Here is a 17580-nt window from a genome sequence, read left to right on the forward strand (position 1 = left end):
ATGGCTGAAAACTCCAGTTTCATGGCTTCAATTAATGCGTTTATTGAAAAGGGTAAGCGTAATCAGGAATTGGTAGTTCAAAAAGCGGGTATCAAAATTCTTAATCGGTTGATCACGATGTCGCCGGTTGGAAATCCTGAGTTGTGGGCAATCAATAATACTGCCGTTTCATACAATGATGCAGTTTTCGAACATAACGAAGAGATGAAGAAAGACTTAGCCAAACTCACCAAAACAGGACGACTGAAAAAACGGACTAGGGTGACGGACGGCATGGAAATCAAAGCGCCTGCTGGTTATACCGGTGGCCGCTTCCGTGGTAACTGGCAGGTTGGCTTAGATATTCAACCGGACGGCGAAACAGGGCGCATTGATAAAAGTGGCAATATGACACTGGCTGTGGGCAATTATATGCTTGAGCAGTTCAAGGTCGGGACCAAGGCTATCTACTTCACCAACAACGTCCCTTACGCTTACCGGCTTGAATTTGGTCATTCATCACAAGCCCCGAATGGGATGGTCCGTATAACCGCCGAGGACGCTGTTAAGTACTTTACCGAAGCAGCTAATGAGGTAAATAAGTGAGTACTCAACGAATCACTGCTTTGCTTGAGAAACGGCTTGGCGAATGGGCTGCGGTTAAAGGCATTCCACTGGCTGCCGAGAACGTTAGTTTTGATGATACTGGTGATATGTATCTGCAATCGCATGTCATGCCAGCCACGACAGACACTATCGATCTGGCTCAGGTATCACGCGTATTTAAAGGCGTGTATCAGATTAATATCAACGCCAAAGCAGGTAGCGGAAAATCAAAATCTCATTCCATTGCTGCTGAGTTAATAGAATTGTTTAACCTCAATACTGAGCTGACGGATGGGGTGGTGGCCTGCTATATTAACAGTGTCCCCAGCCAGTTTCCCGGCATTACTAACGACACCACATACACAACGCCAATCAGCATGAGCTATCGCGCTGACATCATTTAAACCTCAATAAGTCCCACATCTACCGGCCTATGCCGGTTTTTTTATATCCAAAATCGGAGAATTACCATGGGCTTTGCTCTACCAAATGGCGCGGGTATCTACCTGGCTAAAACATATGAAACCGAGTTAGCAGTAACGGCTGTTTCTAATGCTGTTGACGCAGTTCTGACGGTAGCAACGGGGCATGGCATCGCTGAAGGCGATATTGTGCAACTTACGTCTGGCTGGGGTGCTTTGAATGACCTCGCTGCCAAAGTGACAGCATCAACCTCCACCACGTTAACGCTTGGCTCTATTGATACATCCAATACAGACCGCTTTGCGGTCGGTGGTGGTGTAGGAACAGTTAAGAAAGTCGCGAGTTGGATTGAAATTCCGCAAATCACCGAGGTAACGAACAGCGGCGGTGATCAGCAGATGATTCAAATTCAGTTCCTGAGTGATACCCGCCAGCGCAACCTGAACACGTTTAAAGCGGCCCAATCTCAAACCTTGACGTTGGCGCATGATTCCACTCAGCCTATCTATCCGGTATTACGTGCCGCCGATGAAACAGAGCAAACTTTGGCAACCTACATGTATGTGCCGAAAGCCAAAGAGAATCGCTACTCAACGGTGAAGGTGTCATTTAACGACATCCCAATTACGGCGATTAATGCCATTGAAACGGTAGCTGTGGTGTTTAACCTGCAATCTCAAGCGATGACCTTCTATAAATCTGGCGCTACCGTAGCGGTGACTGGTGTCACTTTAAACAAGACCACCACTTCTCTTGCTGTGGCTGCCACTGAAACCTTGACGGCAACCATCGCACCATCAAACGCAACTAACAAATCCGGCACATGGTCATCATCAGCACCAGCCAAAGCCACGGTTGATCCAGTGACTGGTGTTGTCACCGGCGTTGCTACTGGTACTGCCAATATCATTTACACAACAGCAGATGGCGCGAAGACCGCTACTTGCGCCGTCACCGTAACCGCATAAGGAACATGAGCCATGGCAGTAAAATTCACCCTCGTACCGTCGCCGACATTTAAAGCTGATGTGAAAATCCCTCGCGCTGGCCTAGATGACGGCGAGTTAACGTTTACCTTTAAGCATTTGCCACTGAATAAAGTATCGGACATCGAGAAAGCAGAAGGGCAAACAGGGTTAGATTTCGCAGAAAAGATAATCGAAGGCTGGGCGCTTCCTGAGCCATTCAATCGTGAAAATCTTGAAGTGCTCGCGAATAACTACCCGAAAGCTATCGAGAATGTCATCAGTGCTTTTTATCACGAACTGCTCGGGAATCGCGAAAAAAACTAACCTCGGTTGCCACTGCTTTCTACACCCCTGAACCCACCCGCGAAGAACTAGCAGGTAATGGACTCACCCCTGATGATTTCGACGATGTAATTATCGAGATATGGCCGGATGTCTGGCCTGCTTTCAATGTGATTAGAGCAATGTCCACTCAGTGGCGCACCGGAATGTCTGGGCCTACTGGGTTGGACTATGGCTGTTTATCGCAAGTCATGGATTGGGTAGGTGTAGAGAGTAAAGCAACCGTATTTGATGACATAAGGCATATGGAGAGCGTTGCGCTGTCCGTTATTCACAAGCGGAGCAAGTAAATGGCAGATATCGCAACAATATCACTACGCGCTGACACGTCCAGCTTAGAGCAGGGCGATAAAGCGTTAGATCACTTCGGGCAAACAGCGGAGAAGGCCACCAAACAAGCAGATGGCTTGAATGATGCCTTCAAGGCTGGGGCGCAGAGTCAAAAGCAAAACAACGAGAGCCTGAAGCAGCAACAGCAAGCACTTCAGGACTTATTGGCGAAAATTAATCCCGTCAATAACGCACTGAACAAACTTGATGATATGCAGTTGCAGTTATCAAAATTCCGCTCTCAGGGGATTGTTGACGACAGAACCTACCGAGAATCTGCGGTGGCGATAGGGCGCGCGCGACAGGAGCTAACCGCAGCAGCGGAAGCGAGTACTAAGGCAGGAAGGGCAGCAGCAGAGCAGGCAGCAGCAGACCGTGCAGCCACAACAGCAAAAGAAAACTTCATCACTCGCTTACGTGAGCAAACTGAACTTCAAGGGAAAACGGCTTCAGAGGTTCAGGCATATAAAGCTGCGCAAATGGGGGTTACAGAGCAAGCCGCGCCATTTATCGCAAAGCTGAAAGAACAAGAGGATGCATGGAAGAAAGGTACTGTCTCTGCTGGTCAGTATCGTATGGCTATGCGCCAATTGCCCATGCAATTTACCGATATCGCCACCTCAATCGCCGGTGGTATGCCGTTGTACATGATCGCCATTCAGCAGGGCGGTCAGATTAAAGATAGTTTTGGCGGTATTGGTAATGCGCTTAAAGCTATGGCATCCCTGATCACTCCAACCACTATTCTGTTAGGTGGGGCAACGGCTGCCGTTGCAGCTATGGGGTATGCATACTTTCAAGCGGAGAAGCAAAATAGTGCCTTCAATAAGGCGATTATTACTACTGGGGGATATTCAGGTGTAACCGCCAGTCAACTGAAGGACATGGCTTATAACATCAGTCAGTCTGGCAGTGTTTATAGTGATACAGCGGAGGCTTTAACGAAGCTTACGGCGGCCGGTGTCAAGACATCGGTAAACCTCCAAGACGCAGGGAAGTCGATTGTAGAATTCAGCCGATACTCCGGGCAATCAATTGACGATTTGGTAGGGCAGTTTGCTCGTTTATCTGATGACCCAGTTGGTGGTTCAGTCGCACTGACTGAGAAGCTTCATTATCTGACCGCAGCGCAATATCAGCATATTGCCGCTCTTGCTGAGGAGGGAAACACAGCGCAAGCAGTGACGGCTGCTACTGAAGCTCTTAGCGGGGCAATGGCGCAAAGGGCCGCAGAGATAAAGAACTCTATGGGTACTTTGCCATCATTTTTTGATGAGATAGGTAAAAGCGCATCAAAAATGTGGGATGGGATCTGGGGACTTGGTCGCGACCCATCCGAGGCTGAGGCAAGAGCTAAGCTTGTTGCCAAAATAGGCTTTGCTGAAAATGATCCACGCCGTGCCAATGGTGGCTCACCTACAGTATCCAATGAAACGTTATCTCAGTGGAAAGCAGAGCTGGCATCACTGGATGCAGTTGAGAAAAAGCAGACCAACATATCCCAAATAAACCAAGAAGCGATAAAGGCGCAGCAAGAGGTTAATAAGCTTATACAGCAGGGGCTGACCTCGGCAGAAAAAAGGGAAAAAGGGGAAAAGGAATTAAATCGCTGGATAGAAGCGAATAAGAAAGCTCATGCAGAAGACGCAACAGTAGCGTTATTCACTGAAGCTGAAATTGCCAAAGCTCGCGCTGGGATTGAAAAACAGAACAAAGATCCCAAAACACCAAAAACCAAAGCCTACCAAGATGATGCGGCCACTAAAGCATTACTGGATAGTCAGGCGCGTGTTGCCGCTTTGCGTGAACAGGCAACCGTCACATTAACCATGACGGATCAGGAAAAGCAGCTAGCTAAATTCACCCAGCAAATTGCTGACCTGAAAAGCAAAACCATCCTCACTGCTGACCAAAAATCACTTCTGGCCCGTTCTGGTGAAATCACTGCCAGTATGCAGCTTGAAGCCCAACTTTCACGCGAAAACGTTGAGCGCAAGAAGGCCACTGAAGCCCTGAAAAAGATGGAAGAGTATACAGCTTCCATTGCAGCAAAGAATAAGCAGAACCAAGATCGCTTTGGTCTGACTTCTAAGCAGGCAGGAAGGGTAGATCAGGAAGCTCAGCTTGATAACACTTTCCGTAAGGATACCAAGGGCATAAATGATGCTGAACAACTGGCGAAAATCACAGCAGAGTACAGCAAGGCAAAAGCTGAGTTGCATGCTGGATTTGAACAGGAGGATTTGAACGAAGGTGACTGGTTAGCGGGTATGACTCAGGGGCTAGAACAGTACGGTGAAACCGCCAATAACGTTTTCTCTGCTACCGCTCAACTGGCCCAAACCACAATGGGTAGCATGACATCCATGGCGACCCAGATGATGACAACCGGCTCAGCTAACGTTAAGCAGTTTGCTACCAACTTCCTGACCAGCATTGTCGATATCATTAACCGGTTACTGATTGCCCAAGCCATTCAGGCTGCTATGGGGTGGATGAGTGGCGGGGCATCGGCTGGAACTGGCGCAGCGGCCAATAGTTCATTCTCCGGTGGGGCGTATAACAACCTCACATTTGCCTATGATGGTGGGTACATTCCGCAATATGACCGTGGTGGCTACACAGGTGACGGCGGTAAATTCGAACCGAAAGGCGTGGTTCATGGCGGGGAGTTTGTCTTTACCAAAGAAGCCACCAACAGAATTGGTATCGATAATCTCTACCAGATGATGCGGGGCTATGCCGATGGTGGGCTGGTCAGTAATGCGGTAACTGCCACCGCGCCAATGCTTGGCATGCAGGGCGGAGGGACGGCCATATCAGTCGATTTGAGTGGCATGACAATAACCACCCAGGGAAACCAACAGCAGGATAGCGGCGCAAATAATGGAGAGTTGGTTAGCAAGGCTGCGAGAAATGAAGTCATAGCTATTGTTACGCAGCAGCTTGATCGCGCTATGGGGCAAAGTGGACGCATCACCAATTTTGTCGCTAACAAAACGGGACGGTAACAATGGCAATTGAAACATTTCTTTGGCGAACGCAGGGTGTTCCTGAAGGTAGCTTTAACCAGCGAGTCAGGACTGCTCAGTTCGGCGATGGCTACAAGCAAGTCGCTGGTGATGGAATAAACCCTGAAACCCAGTCATGGCCGTTGACTTTTCAGGGTTTGGAAAAAGATATGATGCCAATCCTGGCGTTTGTTCGCAGGCATACTACCAAGTCCTGCCAGTGGACTGCACCTTATGGCGTTATTGGCCTGTGGCGCGTCACTGCTGACTCCATCAAGGCCGTACCGGTAGGCGGTAATGTTATGTCTGTCTCTTTCACTTTCGAGCAATCTTTCAAGCCTTAATATCGAGTAACCCAATATGGCAATTAATACTGACTTGCAACGACTGGAGCCGGGTAACCGCGTTCGCCTGTATGAAGTTGATGGTTCTAAGTTTGATGGGCCATTGTTGCGTTTCCATGCCGATACATTACCCCATACCCCAGAAGATATTGCGGCGGCCGGTGGCGACGAAACCAAACTACCAGCTAAATCTATCTGGTGGCAGGGAGAAGAGTATTCAGCATGGCCGGTACAGGTTGAAGGCATTGAGATGTCCAGTGATGGGCAGAGTGCACAGCCAAAGTTATCGGTAGCGAATCTTGATGGGAGCATCACCGCGCTGTGCCTTGCATTTGACGACATGGTGCAGGCTAAAGTTATTGTTCACGACACATTCAAACATTATCTGGATGCGGTGAATTTCCCTGATGGCAATTCTGAGGCTGACCCGGAGCAGGAGAAAGTACAGGTTTACTATATCGACAGTAAATCGACAGAAACCAATGAAACTGTTGAATTCGCTCTTTCCAGCCCTGCGGATTTGCAGGGACTGCTTATCCCCACCCGACAAATCCACTCACTCTGCACCTGGTGTATGCGCGGTGATTATCGCTCAGGTAATGGCTGCGATTATGCCGGAACGCTTTATTTCGATGTGAAAGGCAATCCGACAGATGACCCGAGCAAAGATAAATGTTCAGGGCTATTGGTCGATTGCAAAAAGCGATTTGGTGCCGACAACCCGCTGTCGTTTGGTGGGTTCCCCGGCGCGGCCCTGATCAAGAGGTAGAGATGAGAGATAAAACGCTTAAAGCGATATTGGCCCATGCCGAGGCTGAATACCCCAAAGAGTGTTGTGGAGTGGTGGCGCAGAAGTCGCGAGTGGAAAAATATTTCCCGTGCAATAACTTGGCTACAAACCCGACTGAACAGTTTCACCTCGATCCCGCTGACTATGTGGCGGCAGAAGATTGGGGAACCATCACGTCGATTGTTCATAGCCACCCTGACGCCACTACTCAACCATCCGAACTGGACATGGCCCAATGCGATAATAACGAGTTACCTTGGCACATTGTGAGTTGGCCTGAAGGGGATTTACGGACTATCCAGCCGCGCGGCGACCTCCCGCTAATCGGCCGGCAGTTCGTATTAGGCCATACCGATTGCTGGGGCTTGATAATGTCTTACTTCAAGCAAACGCATGGCATTGAGTTGAACGACTATCGTGTTGACCGGCACTGGTGGGAGTCTGGCACGGAAAACTTCTATATGGATAACTGGCATGAGTGCGGTTTCCGTGAGTTCAGTGGCCCAGCACAACCGGGCGACCTGATCATCATGCAAGTTTCAGCACCTGTTGCGAATCATGCGGGGATTTTGCTGGGCGATGGGATGATGCTGCACCATTTATACGGACAGCTTAGCCAGAGGGTGCCTTATGGAGGCTATTGGCAGGAAAGGACAGTGAAGGTAGTAAGATTGGTAACTTGATAACGATGATAGGAAAAATCTTGTTGTTAGTATTCTCTATAATTGATACTGTGTATTTATACAGTCATTTAAGGCTGTTTAAATGATCAGCTAACTGATAAGTAAAAATAATATTAAATTAAACCTTTTCCTAATTACTCAAGGTAGAGGTTTATGGCAGTAGAGCAGGCTACATTTACTTTTTATCGTATTTCGAAAGCAGGTTTTTATAGAACAGGGTCTGCAGATCCTGCATTCAGTAACACCAGCGAAATGTTAACTGAACTTAAAAACTGGGCTGCTCCAAAGACGTTGAAACAGACAAAAACATTCGAAGCAAACGAGGATAGATACCCTTCATATTTAGTAGATACAAAAAATAATGCAGATGACTGGGTTCTACTATTGTGGAATGAAGTGCCTAGTAACGGTCAACGAATGCCTTCTTTGAGTGAGAATGCTCGGTTTGGTGAAGATCCGGAAGTGATTATGAACCCTATTCAGGACGGGAGCATACCGGGATATGCAACTTACTTCTGGTTCATGCCAAACTCTGGATTGATGGCAACCGTTAGGCTGCACAACAAATTAACGGCACAAAGCTCATTGCAGCAATATTTACAATGTTTCTTGAAGCAATCTTCTAAGCATGTTCGGTCAGAATTAGTTGAGCTTGATGATGGGTCTCATGAAGTTAAAATTACAGGTTATATGCTTAATCCTGATGATGATAACGAGGACCGTAAGCATTATTATCCAAGATTTTCGACACACCTTGTTAAGAATCCAGGTAAACATGATGAAATCAGACAGCGGGCGAATAATGTTAAAAAGATTGAGCGAGTGCTAGAGCTAGATTTAGCACAGCCAGAGGATCTTGGATTGTGGCAAAAAATGCTGGATTGGGTGAGCCTTGGGCAGCAAGAAGGTGCCGGAATTTCTACTAAAGTAAGGTATACAATATCTCCAGATGTAAATCTTAAAGATATTAATGACATGATTGATGATTGGGATGCGGATGAGTCGGAAGTGAACGATTATGGCTTTGTTTTCGAAGGAGATCCGAACAAGATATTTTGGCTGAGCAACTCTTTAGCGAGAACTCAATTTGAATTGGATTTAATAAGGGAGAATGACGAATTCGTTCAGTCTCAGTCCTTGCTTGATGAGTTGATTCGTAAGAAAAACCTTATAATTGGTGGTGCGGGATTGCTATGAGATTTAAATTGGCGCTTATCTTTTTTGCTGCATGCATCGTTTTTTCCGCAGGATTTTTGGGGCGCCATATCTCTTTTGCAGTGCAGTGGCCGTTATTCGAAGCATTAAGAACCACGGCTTCTATTATTTTTGCTGTAGTAGGCGCTTGGTTTGCAATAATTTACCCTGAAAGGTTAAAAAAATCGTTTAGGGGAGGAGTATCAGACGGCAATGGAGGAGGCATTCAAAGACTCTTCACGCCAATAGTTCATTCTACGGCTATTTTAGCAACAGTTTTATTAATTGGGATTGTGGCGCCATTACTTAAACAGTTTGATTGGATTATTCTTCATAAAGTTGCTTTTAGGGGGATATCTTATGGGCTCTTGGTATCCCTGACTCTTTGGCAGTTAGTCACCGTTGTGTTTAGCCTAATTGGTCCAGATATAGTGAAAAGATTTACTGCTAGACAGACAGCTTCAAAGCAGGCTGCAGAATCAATAATGTCACCAAATAATCGCAAATGATTTTGTGTAACTTCTCAGCTCAAACCCGCTCCGGCGGGTTTTTGCATTCTAGCTCCCCAACGCTAAGTGACTTTCATCACAAGCCATCTTGTTGTTATGTGGTAGTTTAAGAGCGCACAAAAATTAATCTATTTAATTGGGCAATGAAACAAGGAATCGTTAATGAAGAAGTTTATTTTTGCTTGTATAGCTCTGGCCTTAATGACAACAGCCACAGGAAGTGCTTTCGCACACTCTGGTGGTACTAATGCAGATGGTTGCCACACGAATAGTAAAACCGGTGATTATCACTGCCACAATAAAAAGTGATAGATATACTCAAAGGCTCACTCCGGTGGGCCTTTTTGCTTTCTGGCGCGTCCGTGCGCCGGTGGGTTATTTATTTGATATGCTGGTTTTTATCTTTTTAATGGTTGTATTTACCATCTTTCAAGTTGTAGTCAGCAAGCTTTTCAAGTCGCTCGGCAATTTCATCAAGGCGTTTTAGCCGCTCATCGAGGTGTGTGTTTTCGTCGAATTTAGAATTACTCCAAAAGTCTTGGCTGACCTTATGGGCTTCTTCAACTAGTTTTTCAACTTCGCTATGGGGCATGGGAGAGATGAGTTTTCTTCTGTTGATGCGAAATTGAGAATGTATTGCGACACCGATAACTTTCAAAAATTCAGCTGGGATCATGGGGAATTCAGGATTTAGGGATTTTAAATACACTCGGCCTTGATCTAGTATAAATTGTTTAAATGTCGCTTCAGTTTCATCGTTCAGAACACACAAAGCAAAGTCGCCTGAAACAGCTTCAATTGACGAGTCAAAAGTGACAATTGAGCCATGAGGAAAGCTAATCCCCTCGCCTGAGGACATAGAATTACCTTGAATTTCAACAGCAAAACAGTTTTCATTGGCCTCTGGTGGGGCAGGTATGAAGTCCTTTACTGCTGCTGTTTTTAGTAGCTCATCCAATGTTTCGAACCTTGATTGTACATGAGTAAGCACAGGAATTTCACGAACTGTTACAGTGCGCTTAACGTTACTCACATCTGGCCCGTTGCCTTTTCCCATTGTCAACCAATCTGTTGTAGTCCCCAAGGCGGCAGCAAGGTTTTGAAGCACTTTTAACCTAGGCTTTGCTTCTCCCCCCTCATAGGCAGCGATCTGCCTAGGTACAATTCCAACTCTGCGAGCTAATTCGGATTGCGTTAGACCAAGTGAGGTGCGCGCTATTGCGACGCGCTTATAGAAAGAATCATCAAAACTCATATATGCACCTTTAAAATTCATTGACTCTATAAAAAGATCTGGTGCATACTTGCTCATGCAGTATGAACCATTGAGTCTATAAAACACATGAGGTGAATAATGGCTGATTCAAAAGCTAACAGCAAGCAGATCTCTTATCGACCTAGACCAGAGGCGCGGGATTTTTTGGAGAAAAACGCAGAAAAAACCTATCGCTCAGTACAGGGTATGATGGACTACCTGATGGATAGGGTGATTGAGATGGAGAAGAAAGGTGATTTTGTTATCCAGTAAAACGACGAAACCCCATTGGTTGCAGCCGCAGGGGTTTCTAATTTGTCAGTATCTACCAAGGAACTAACAATGAATAGTTTAGCAAAGTCAAACGCAAATAACACGCAAACTTCCGCAATATCACAGTTCCATTTTGATGCTCACGCTGTTCGGGTGCTAAGTATCCATAATGAGCCATGGTTCGTTGCTGCTGATTTATGCCGAGTGCTCGAATTATCGAACCCAACCAAAGCCATCATGAATTTAGATGATGATGAGAAAGCCCTAACTTCAATTCAGGGCTTAAGTCGTGGTAATGAAGAGGCCAATATAGTAAGCGAGTCAGGAATGTATACACTGATACTCCGCTGCCGTGATGCTGTAAAGCCGGGAACCATACCTCACCGAGTAGGCAAGTGGGTCACTGCCGAAGTTCTTCCCGCGATTCGTAAAACAGGAAGCTATGAAAGTCCACGTAAGTCCACCAAGAAAGCATTGCCCGGTAAAATCACCATCGAACAGCAGGAAGCGATTAAACAGTTGGTAATGAATCGCGGCAAGGCTTTGCCAAAAGAGAACCAAGCCAAAGCCATGATCACTATGTGGTCAGCATTGAAAACTCACTTTGGTTGCAGTTACAAAGAAATTAATGAAGACCAGTTCACGGAAGCTCTCTCACTGGCAGCGCGAGTTCCTATTGAGGGTGAATTCATCGGCAAGCAGGAAGCACTACCAGCACCGAAAATATCCTACCCAATGTCATGGTTCGATAGTTACCGGTGGATTATAGGTGAGCGCGCACTAAGTTCACCATGGGAGTATCCGGCTAATATGCTCACTCCCGATGCTGATTACCCTAACCCATGCGGACGGCTACTTGATGATATGAAGAAGGCTGGATATGAAGTCGACGCCGCATTGTTTCACCTACTCTCTTTACAACACCATGTTCAAATGTTGCGTCACAAGGTTCGGGCTGTAGAAAGAGCCGTTGGATGCCACTAACTTTGCCGGAACACAGGCAATAAAAAACCGCCAGTTAGCGCTGGCGGCTCAATAAACTAAACCGTGTGAGGTTTTATGTCTGCATTAACTTTAGCAAATGGTAGATCTGATGTCACGAAAATGTCTAGCCGAGAGATTGCGACTCTTACTGGTAAGCAACATAAAGATGTGCTGCACGACTGCCGCAAAATGTTCGAAGCGCTTAATATTCAATCGGCGGACTTTTCCGCCGATTACACGGATGCAAAAGGGCGCGTATATCAGGAATATCTTCTCGATGAAGATTTAACCATGACACTGATCACCGGCTACAGCATTCCACTCCGCCACAAAGTATCAAAACGCTGGCGTGAACTGGAAACTGGCAAGGCGCTTCCTGCAAAAAGTTCATCAGGGCTGCCTGAGTATCGCAGGGCGAGAACGCTGAAAATGTCAGTTGAAGCAGTTCATCAGCTTTTCGACATGATGCCAAACCTTAGTGAGCTGTCTAAACAATGCGCTGCGGCCAACATTATTAACCCAGTTGCTGGTTTTGAAGCCATCCCTTTGCCAAAGCTGGAAGAACATTTCTACACCGCCGGTCAGGTTGGCGAGATGCTTGGTATTTCTGCTCAAAAAATCGGCCGTATATCTAACGCCAATAACCTCAAGACTGACCAGTACGGTATTTATGTAATGGATAAGTCTGCGTATAGCAGCAAGCAAGTTGAGGCGTTCCGATACAACGCTAACGGGGTAGAAGCTCTGCGCCACCTGATCCACGGTGCTGATGTAGCTTAATTAGTTAAGTATTACGACCAAAGCCCAACCCACTTAACTGTGGGTTTTTGCGTTGTTTTGCAGCGATCCCCTGATATGATGTAACGAACTGTTACTCATGGAGGGTGAACGATTGGAAATTATCATAGCGGCGATTTTTCTTGGTTTAATACCAGCTATTATAGCAAATAGTAAGGGCCGATCATTTGGCATATGGTGGCTATACGGGGCTTTACTGTTTATTGTGGCACTGGTTCACTCAATAGTTATGAGCGCTGACAATAAGACAATAGAAAAGAAACAAATAGACAACGGAATGAGAAAGTGTCCTTTTTGCGCTGAACTAATCAAACCTGAAGCCATTAAATGCAAACACTGCGGGAGTGATGTTAAACCAGAAGCGGAAGCAATATCGTCAAATATTGAATATGGATTCAATCCATCTCACTTATCGTTCGAGTCATTCTTTATTAGGAGAAAAGAGGGATTTGACGTCAATGACCACGCAGTTATGGAAATGGTTAATAAACTAAAACGAGTAAATCCAGGCGTACACCCTATGAATCTTCAAACTCGCTATGCTGACGATTTAGAAAAAATAAAGAACCAGTTACCACGCAGTATCAGGGACGAGTTTGAGGATAGATGTAAATATTGGATAAACAAGTGAGAATTGAATGAAAAAACTAATCTTATCTTTGGCAGTTCTGGTTTTGGCTGGGTGCGGCATGTCGCCAAGCGAGATAAAGAGTCAACCGACAGCAAAGTTTGAAAGCAGTAAGTCTGTCACTGATATAACAACCTGCCTCATTCCTCGGCTAGATGAGAGAACGTTTAATGGTGTAAGGATTAATACTGTATCTAAGCCTATTGAGCATGGTGTGTCACTATCGCCGATCGCAGCTAATATCGAATTTATAGATATAACAAATACCGGCGCTAAAACGCATATTATTTATTATGGTGCTGGAACAGGTAGCACTATTAGGCCAAAGGTAAGAATAAACGAAACAGTGGAAGATATTAATAATTGTATATAGTCCATCAAACGAATTAACCAGACCCGCCAAGTGCGGGTTTTTTATTATCTGGAGATAGTTAATGACCGTGTTTTCAGAAGAAGTAATGACGCCAATTAAGTTAAGTGGTTCCCTTGCTGCGATGTTTGGGCGCAACCATCAGCGATTAGTAAGCAGTTCAGGTGAAGTGTTTAAAGCGCTTTGTGTGACGATACCCGGATTTGAGCAATATTTAGCTACTGCAAAGCAGAGAGGATTAACTTTCGCCATTTTCAAAGGTAAGCGCAATATTGGTAAAGATGAATTAGAACTAGCCAGCGGCGGCCAAGAGATTCGTATTGTGCCTGTAATTATCGGCAGCAAGCGCGGCGGATTATTTCAAACAATATTAGGTATTGCTTTGATTGGTGCAGCTATGGCTTTTGCCCCCGCTGGCGTTGGAGCTTTAGGTGTGTTCAGTGCGGGTGGGGTTACCGGTTTTACAGCAATGATGGGCGCATCCATGGCCCTAGGCGGCGTAATCCAAATGCTATCACCTCAGCAGAGTGGGTTAGCCATGAGGCAATCACCGGACAATAAGCCGAGCTATGCGTTTGGTGGCCCGGTTAACTCTACGGCTCAGGGCAATCCGGTGGGCGTATTGTACGGCAAGCGTCGAATTGGCGGGGCTGTTATCTCTGCGGGTATTTTCGCTGAAGATCAAATGTAAGAGTGGTTATTTTAATTAAAGCCGAAAGGCAGGAGTGAGTTATGGAAAGTAAATCAGAAATATCATTCAGCGGCATGGTACGCGCAAATGATGGAGATAACACAAGCGAAAGAGTCTCTGAGTTGGAACTGCAGGTGTCAGAGCTGAAAAAACAGCTCATCGAAATTAAGCAATCGGTGAGCTGTAGTGGTGAGTTATATAGTGAAAAGATTACGGGATCGTTATTTGCCCCTTTGTCCGCTCATCCATCTGAGTGACAAGGTTTTCAAATGCAGCTCTTTGCTCTACTGTCCATTTAATATTATTTGATTCATATCGTAAAGCCTCAATAGTCACCCGTAATGCATCATCCGGCAGAGACAATGGTAGATATGAAAAGGCTACATTTAGAACATTGACCTCACGTCTTAGATCGCTAACTAATTTAAGCAATTCCGATATCTCAACTTTTTCTGAATTAATTGAATCAGACATGTCATTTCCTTATCTCAGAGTTAATCAGCCATTCCTCCGATAGATAACACTCAAGCCGCGCAAGGCTAAAGTGGGCTGACCTTACACAATAGAAGATCAGCCGATAATCGCCATTGAGTTGATCAATAAATACGCCAATGCCCACATCTAGTGGGCTTTTTTATGGGTGAAATATGGCACGTAAACCGATTAAAGGCCGTAAAGGTGGGAGCAGTAATGCCACAACACCAGTTGAATCACCGGATAGCATTCAATCGACCGCAAGAGCAAAGTTATTAATTGCCCTCGGTGAGGGGGAGTTTGCAGGGGGCTTGGATGGAACCAATATTTATCTTGATGGAACTCCGATTAAGAACTCTGACGGCACCAGTAACTTCACCGGTGTAACGTGGGAATATCGTCCCGGCACTCAGGCTCAAGACTACATCCAAGGCATGCCAAATGTTGAGAATGAGATAACGGTTAACACTGAGCTTAAATCAGATACGCCGTGGGTTCGCTCCGTCACAAATACCCAGTTATCTGCTACGCGTATTCGCCTTGGATGGCCCTCATTGCAACGCCAGGCGGATAACGGTGATGTTGGTGGTTATCGTATTGAATATGCAATTGATGTATCGACCGATGGCGGGGCTTACTCGACGCTACTCAATACAGCTATAGATGGGAAAACAACAACGTTGTATGAGCGCTCTCATCGCATTAATTTGCCTAAAGCCACGACCGGCTGGCAGATCCGCTCTCGCCGTATTACCGCCAATGCTAACTCTGGCCGTATTGCCGATAAGATGAATATTGAGGCTATCTCTGAAGTCATTGATGCAAAGTTACGTTATCCAAACACGGCACTTCTCTATATCGAATTTGACGCGACTCAATTTCAGAATATCCCGGTTATTTCGTGTGAGCCAAAAGGTCGGATCATTCGTGTCCCAACGACATATAACCCGGAAACGCGCACTTATTCAGGAGTATGGGATGGTTCATTTAAATGGGCTTACACCAACAACCCGGCCTGGGTATTTTACGACATCGTATTAACTGAACGTTTTGGACTTGGTCATCGAATTGAGGCGAGCCAATTAGACAGATGGGAACTGTATCGAATCGGTCAATATTGCGATCAGCTTGTTCCAGACGGGCGGGGTGGAAGTGGTACTGAGCCTCGTTTTACTTGTGACGTGTATATTCAGTCTCAGGCTGAGGCTTTTACAGTACTCCGTGATTTGGCTGCCATTTTCCGTGGCATGACTTACTGGGGAAATAATCAGCTTTGCGCTTTGGCAGATATGCCACGCGATGTGGACTATATATTCACACGAGCCAGTGTGATTGACGGACAGTTCACCTATGGTGGTGGTTCTGAGAAAAAGCGTTACACAACTGCAATGGTTAGCTGGAGCGACCCCGCGAACAACTTTCAGGATGCAATCGAGGCAGTATCAGATAACGACTTGGTTCGTCGCTACGGTGTCAATCAGCTTGATATGACAGCTATCGGCTGTATCCGGCAAACTGAGGCGAATAGGCGTGGACGCTGGGCGCTACTGACGAACAGCAAAGACCGAACCGTTAATTTCAATGTTGGATTAGACGGGGCCATTCCGTTACCCGGTCATATCATTGGCGTTGCAGATGAGATGTTATCTGGTCGGAAGATGGGCGGGCGCATTAGCTCAGCATCGGGCCGCAATATCACGCTTGATCGCGTGGCTGATGTAAAAGCTGGCGACCGGCTACTGGTTAATTTACCGAGCGGTGTAGCGCAGGGCAGGACGGTGCAGGCAGTCAACGGGAGAGTAATCACGGTTACTACGGCTTACAGTGAAATACCTGAGGCCGAGGGCGGCTGGTCTATCGATGCGGATGATTTAGCCATTCAGCAATATCGGGTTACTGGTATTTCTGATAATGACGATAACACTTACTCAATTTCTGCTGTGCAGCATGATCCTGACAAATATGAGCGAATTGATACGGGTGCTCGCATTGATGAACGGCCTATCAGCGTCATTCCGCCGGGTGTTCAACCTCCACCAACGAATGTGGTCATCGATAGTTTCTCCGCGCTCTCACAAGGACTCGCAGTAACTACCTTGCGTGTTACGTGGGAACCAGCAGCCAGCGCGATAGCATACGAGGCAGAGTGGCGGCGCGATAACGGAAATTGGATATCAGCACCACGGACATCGGCACAAGGATTCCAAGTTGAGGGGATTTATGCGGGACAATATCAGGCTCGTGTTCGTGCCATTAACCCCTCAGAGATATCCAGTATTTGGGCGAATGCGCAGGAAACCACATTAAACGGCAAAGAGGGCAACCCTCCTATGCCTGTCGGCTTTGCGGCTACCGGCATTCTCTTTGGTATTACTCTGAGCTGGGGTTATCCAGAAGGGGCCGAAGATTCGTTAAAAACAGAGATTGAATATAGCCTGTCTGCTGATGGCACTGATCCCTTATTATTGAGTGATGTACCGCATCCGCAACGGAACTACACCATGCAGGGGTTAAGGGCGGGCCAAGTGTTCTGGTTCCGCGCGCGGATCGTGGATAAATCCGGTAATCAGTCGCCCTGGATAGATTGGGTTCGTGGCATGTCCAGTACAGACACAAGTTCGATCCTTGAGTTTGTGGGCGATGAGTTCATTACAAACACCGTTGCAGGGCAGCAACTACTTAACGACGACTTCATGAATGCTGAGGCTATTCTTGAAACAGCAAACGCTAATAACGCCAGTATTCGACAGCAGTGGGCGCAGTATGGGGAGAATAAAGCGGGAATTGTTGAGCTATGGACGACTCAGGCTGATGCGGCCAGAGCATTTGCAGAATATCAATTACTTGTTACAGCGACCTTTGAAGACCAAACCGCCGCTATTGACCAAAAAATGACGGCAGTTGTTGATGCTGATGGCGCAAGTGCAA

The 17580-nt window shown here is 46.4% G+C and carries 19 protein-coding genes and 2 pseudogenes; 19 read left to right on the plus strand and 2 right to left on the minus strand.

Going from position 1 to position 17580, the window contains the following annotated elements; genetic code table 11:
* The 12 genes and pseudogenes from BN68_RS00265 to BN68_RS23790 all read left to right on the plus strand — a co-directional run bounded on the left by BN68_RS00265 (nucleotide 1) and on the right by BN68_RS23790 (nucleotide 9488).
* The gene (locus BN68_RS00265) at nucleotides 1-585 is read left to right on the plus strand and encodes a hypothetical protein (RefSeq protein WP_019209149.1); all 585 of its coding nucleotides are present in this window, start codon (nucleotides 1-3) and stop codon (nucleotides 583-585) included.
* Entirely contained in the window at nucleotides 582-989 is a 408-nt protein-coding gene (locus tag BN68_RS00270; protein ID WP_019209150.1) for a DUF4128 domain-containing protein, read from the plus strand. The genes BN68_RS00265 and BN68_RS00270 overlap by 4 nt, the downstream gene beginning before the upstream one ends.
* A gap of 66 nt (nucleotides 990-1055) precedes the next feature.
* Nucleotides 1056-1976, plus strand: a complete 921-nt coding sequence (locus BN68_RS00275) for a phage tail tube protein (protein WP_042806344.1) — start codon at nucleotides 1056-1058, stop codon at nucleotides 1974-1976.
* A 12-nt stretch (nucleotides 1977-1988) separates the two neighbouring features.
* Nucleotides 1989-2300, plus strand: coding sequence for a phage tail assembly chaperone (locus tag BN68_RS00280; RefSeq protein ID WP_019209151.1), 312 nt, complete (start codon nucleotides 1989-1991; stop codon nucleotides 2298-2300).
* A 71-nt stretch (nucleotides 2301-2371) separates the two neighbouring features.
* Nucleotides 2372-2608: pseudogene (locus BN68_RS23060) on the plus strand (DUF1799 domain-containing protein); the annotation flags it as partial.
* Nucleotides 2609-5659 (plus strand): phage tail tape measure protein, encoded by a 3051-nt coding sequence (locus BN68_RS00290; protein WP_019209152.1) that lies wholly within the window; start codon nucleotides 2609-2611, stop codon nucleotides 5657-5659.
* 2 nt (nucleotides 5660-5661) lie between these two features.
* Complete coding sequence (locus BN68_RS00295; protein WP_019209153.1) at nucleotides 5662-6003, plus strand: phage tail protein; 342 nt, start codon at nucleotides 5662-5664, stop codon at nucleotides 6001-6003.
* A gap of 16 nt (nucleotides 6004-6019) precedes the next feature.
* Nucleotides 6020-6772, plus strand: coding sequence for a phage minor tail protein L (locus tag BN68_RS00300; RefSeq protein WP_019209154.1), 753 nt, complete (start codon nucleotides 6020-6022; stop codon nucleotides 6770-6772).
* 2 nt (nucleotides 6773-6774) lie between these two features.
* Complete coding sequence (locus BN68_RS00305) at nucleotides 6775-7476, plus strand: C40 family peptidase (RefSeq protein ID WP_019209155.1); 702 nt, start codon at nucleotides 6775-6777, stop codon at nucleotides 7474-7476.
* 153 nt (nucleotides 7477-7629) lie between these two features.
* Nucleotides 7630-8673, plus strand: a complete 1044-nt coding sequence (locus BN68_RS00310; protein ID WP_019209156.1) for a hypothetical protein — start codon at nucleotides 7630-7632, stop codon at nucleotides 8671-8673.
* Nucleotides 8670-9179: a hypothetical protein gene (locus BN68_RS00315; RefSeq protein ID WP_019209157.1), complete on the plus strand. Its 510-nt coding sequence runs from the start codon at nucleotides 8670-8672 to the stop codon at nucleotides 9177-9179. Before BN68_RS00310 ends, BN68_RS00315 begins: the two co-directional genes overlap by 4 nt.
* 162 nt (nucleotides 9180-9341) lie before the next feature.
* Complete coding sequence (locus BN68_RS23790; protein ID WP_019209158.1) at nucleotides 9342-9488, plus strand: YHYH domain-containing protein; 147 nt, start codon at nucleotides 9342-9344, stop codon at nucleotides 9486-9488.
* A gap of 97 nt (nucleotides 9489-9585) precedes the next feature.
* Here the strand turns inward: BN68_RS23790 and BN68_RS00320 are convergent, their stop codons facing one another.
* Nucleotides 9586-10491 carry a LexA family protein gene (locus BN68_RS00320; protein ID WP_019209159.1) on the minus strand — a complete coding sequence of 302 codons (906 nt, stop codon included), beginning with the start codon at nucleotides 10489-10491 and terminating at the stop codon, nucleotides 9586-9588.
* A gap of 42 nt (nucleotides 10492-10533) precedes the next feature.
* On the opposite strand from BN68_RS00320, the gene BN68_RS23795 reads away from it, so the two are divergent.
* The 6 genes and pseudogenes from BN68_RS23795 to BN68_RS00345 all read left to right on the plus strand — a co-directional run bounded on the left by BN68_RS23795 (nucleotide 10534) and on the right by BN68_RS00345 (nucleotide 14178).
* Entirely contained in the window at nucleotides 10534-10707 is a 174-nt protein-coding gene (locus tag BN68_RS23795; protein ID WP_019209160.1) for a hypothetical protein, read from the plus strand.
* A gap of 69 nt (nucleotides 10708-10776) precedes the next feature.
* Nucleotides 10777-11430, plus strand: a pseudogene (locus BN68_RS00325) (BRO-N domain-containing protein); the annotation flags it as partial.
* Between the two features lie 336 nt (nucleotides 11431-11766).
* A complete protein-coding gene (locus BN68_RS00330; protein WP_019209162.1) occupies nucleotides 11767-12471 on the plus strand; it encodes a Rha family transcriptional regulator in 705 nt (234 codons plus the stop codon).
* A 97-nt stretch (nucleotides 12472-12568) separates the two neighbouring features.
* Nucleotides 12569-13120 (plus strand): zinc ribbon domain-containing protein, encoded by a 552-nt coding sequence (locus BN68_RS00335; RefSeq protein ID WP_019209163.1) that lies wholly within the window; start codon nucleotides 12569-12571, stop codon nucleotides 13118-13120.
* 7 nt (nucleotides 13121-13127) lie between these two features.
* Entirely contained in the window at nucleotides 13128-13490 is a 363-nt protein-coding gene (locus BN68_RS00340; protein ID WP_019209164.1) for a hypothetical protein, read from the plus strand.
* 61 nt (nucleotides 13491-13551) lie between these two features.
* A complete protein-coding gene (locus BN68_RS00345; protein WP_019209165.1) occupies nucleotides 13552-14178 on the plus strand; it encodes a tail assembly protein in 627 nt (208 codons plus the stop codon).
* 210 nt (nucleotides 14179-14388) lie between these two features.
* Here the strand turns inward: BN68_RS00345 and BN68_RS23800 are convergent, their stop codons facing one another.
* Nucleotides 14389-14652, minus strand: a complete 264-nt coding sequence (locus BN68_RS23800) for a hypothetical protein (RefSeq protein WP_145579336.1) — start codon at nucleotides 14650-14652, stop codon at nucleotides 14389-14391.
* 173 nt (nucleotides 14653-14825) lie between these two features.
* Here BN68_RS23800 and BN68_RS00355 point away from each other — a divergent pair.
* A partial coding sequence (locus BN68_RS00355; protein WP_019209167.1) for a host specificity protein J occupies nucleotides 14826-17580 on the plus strand: 2755 nt, incomplete at its 3' end.

It is taken from the genome of Yersinia massiliensis CCUG 53443, from assembly GCF_000312485.1.
GTDB lineage: Bacteria > Pseudomonadota > Gammaproteobacteria > Enterobacterales > Enterobacteriaceae > Yersinia > Yersinia massiliensis.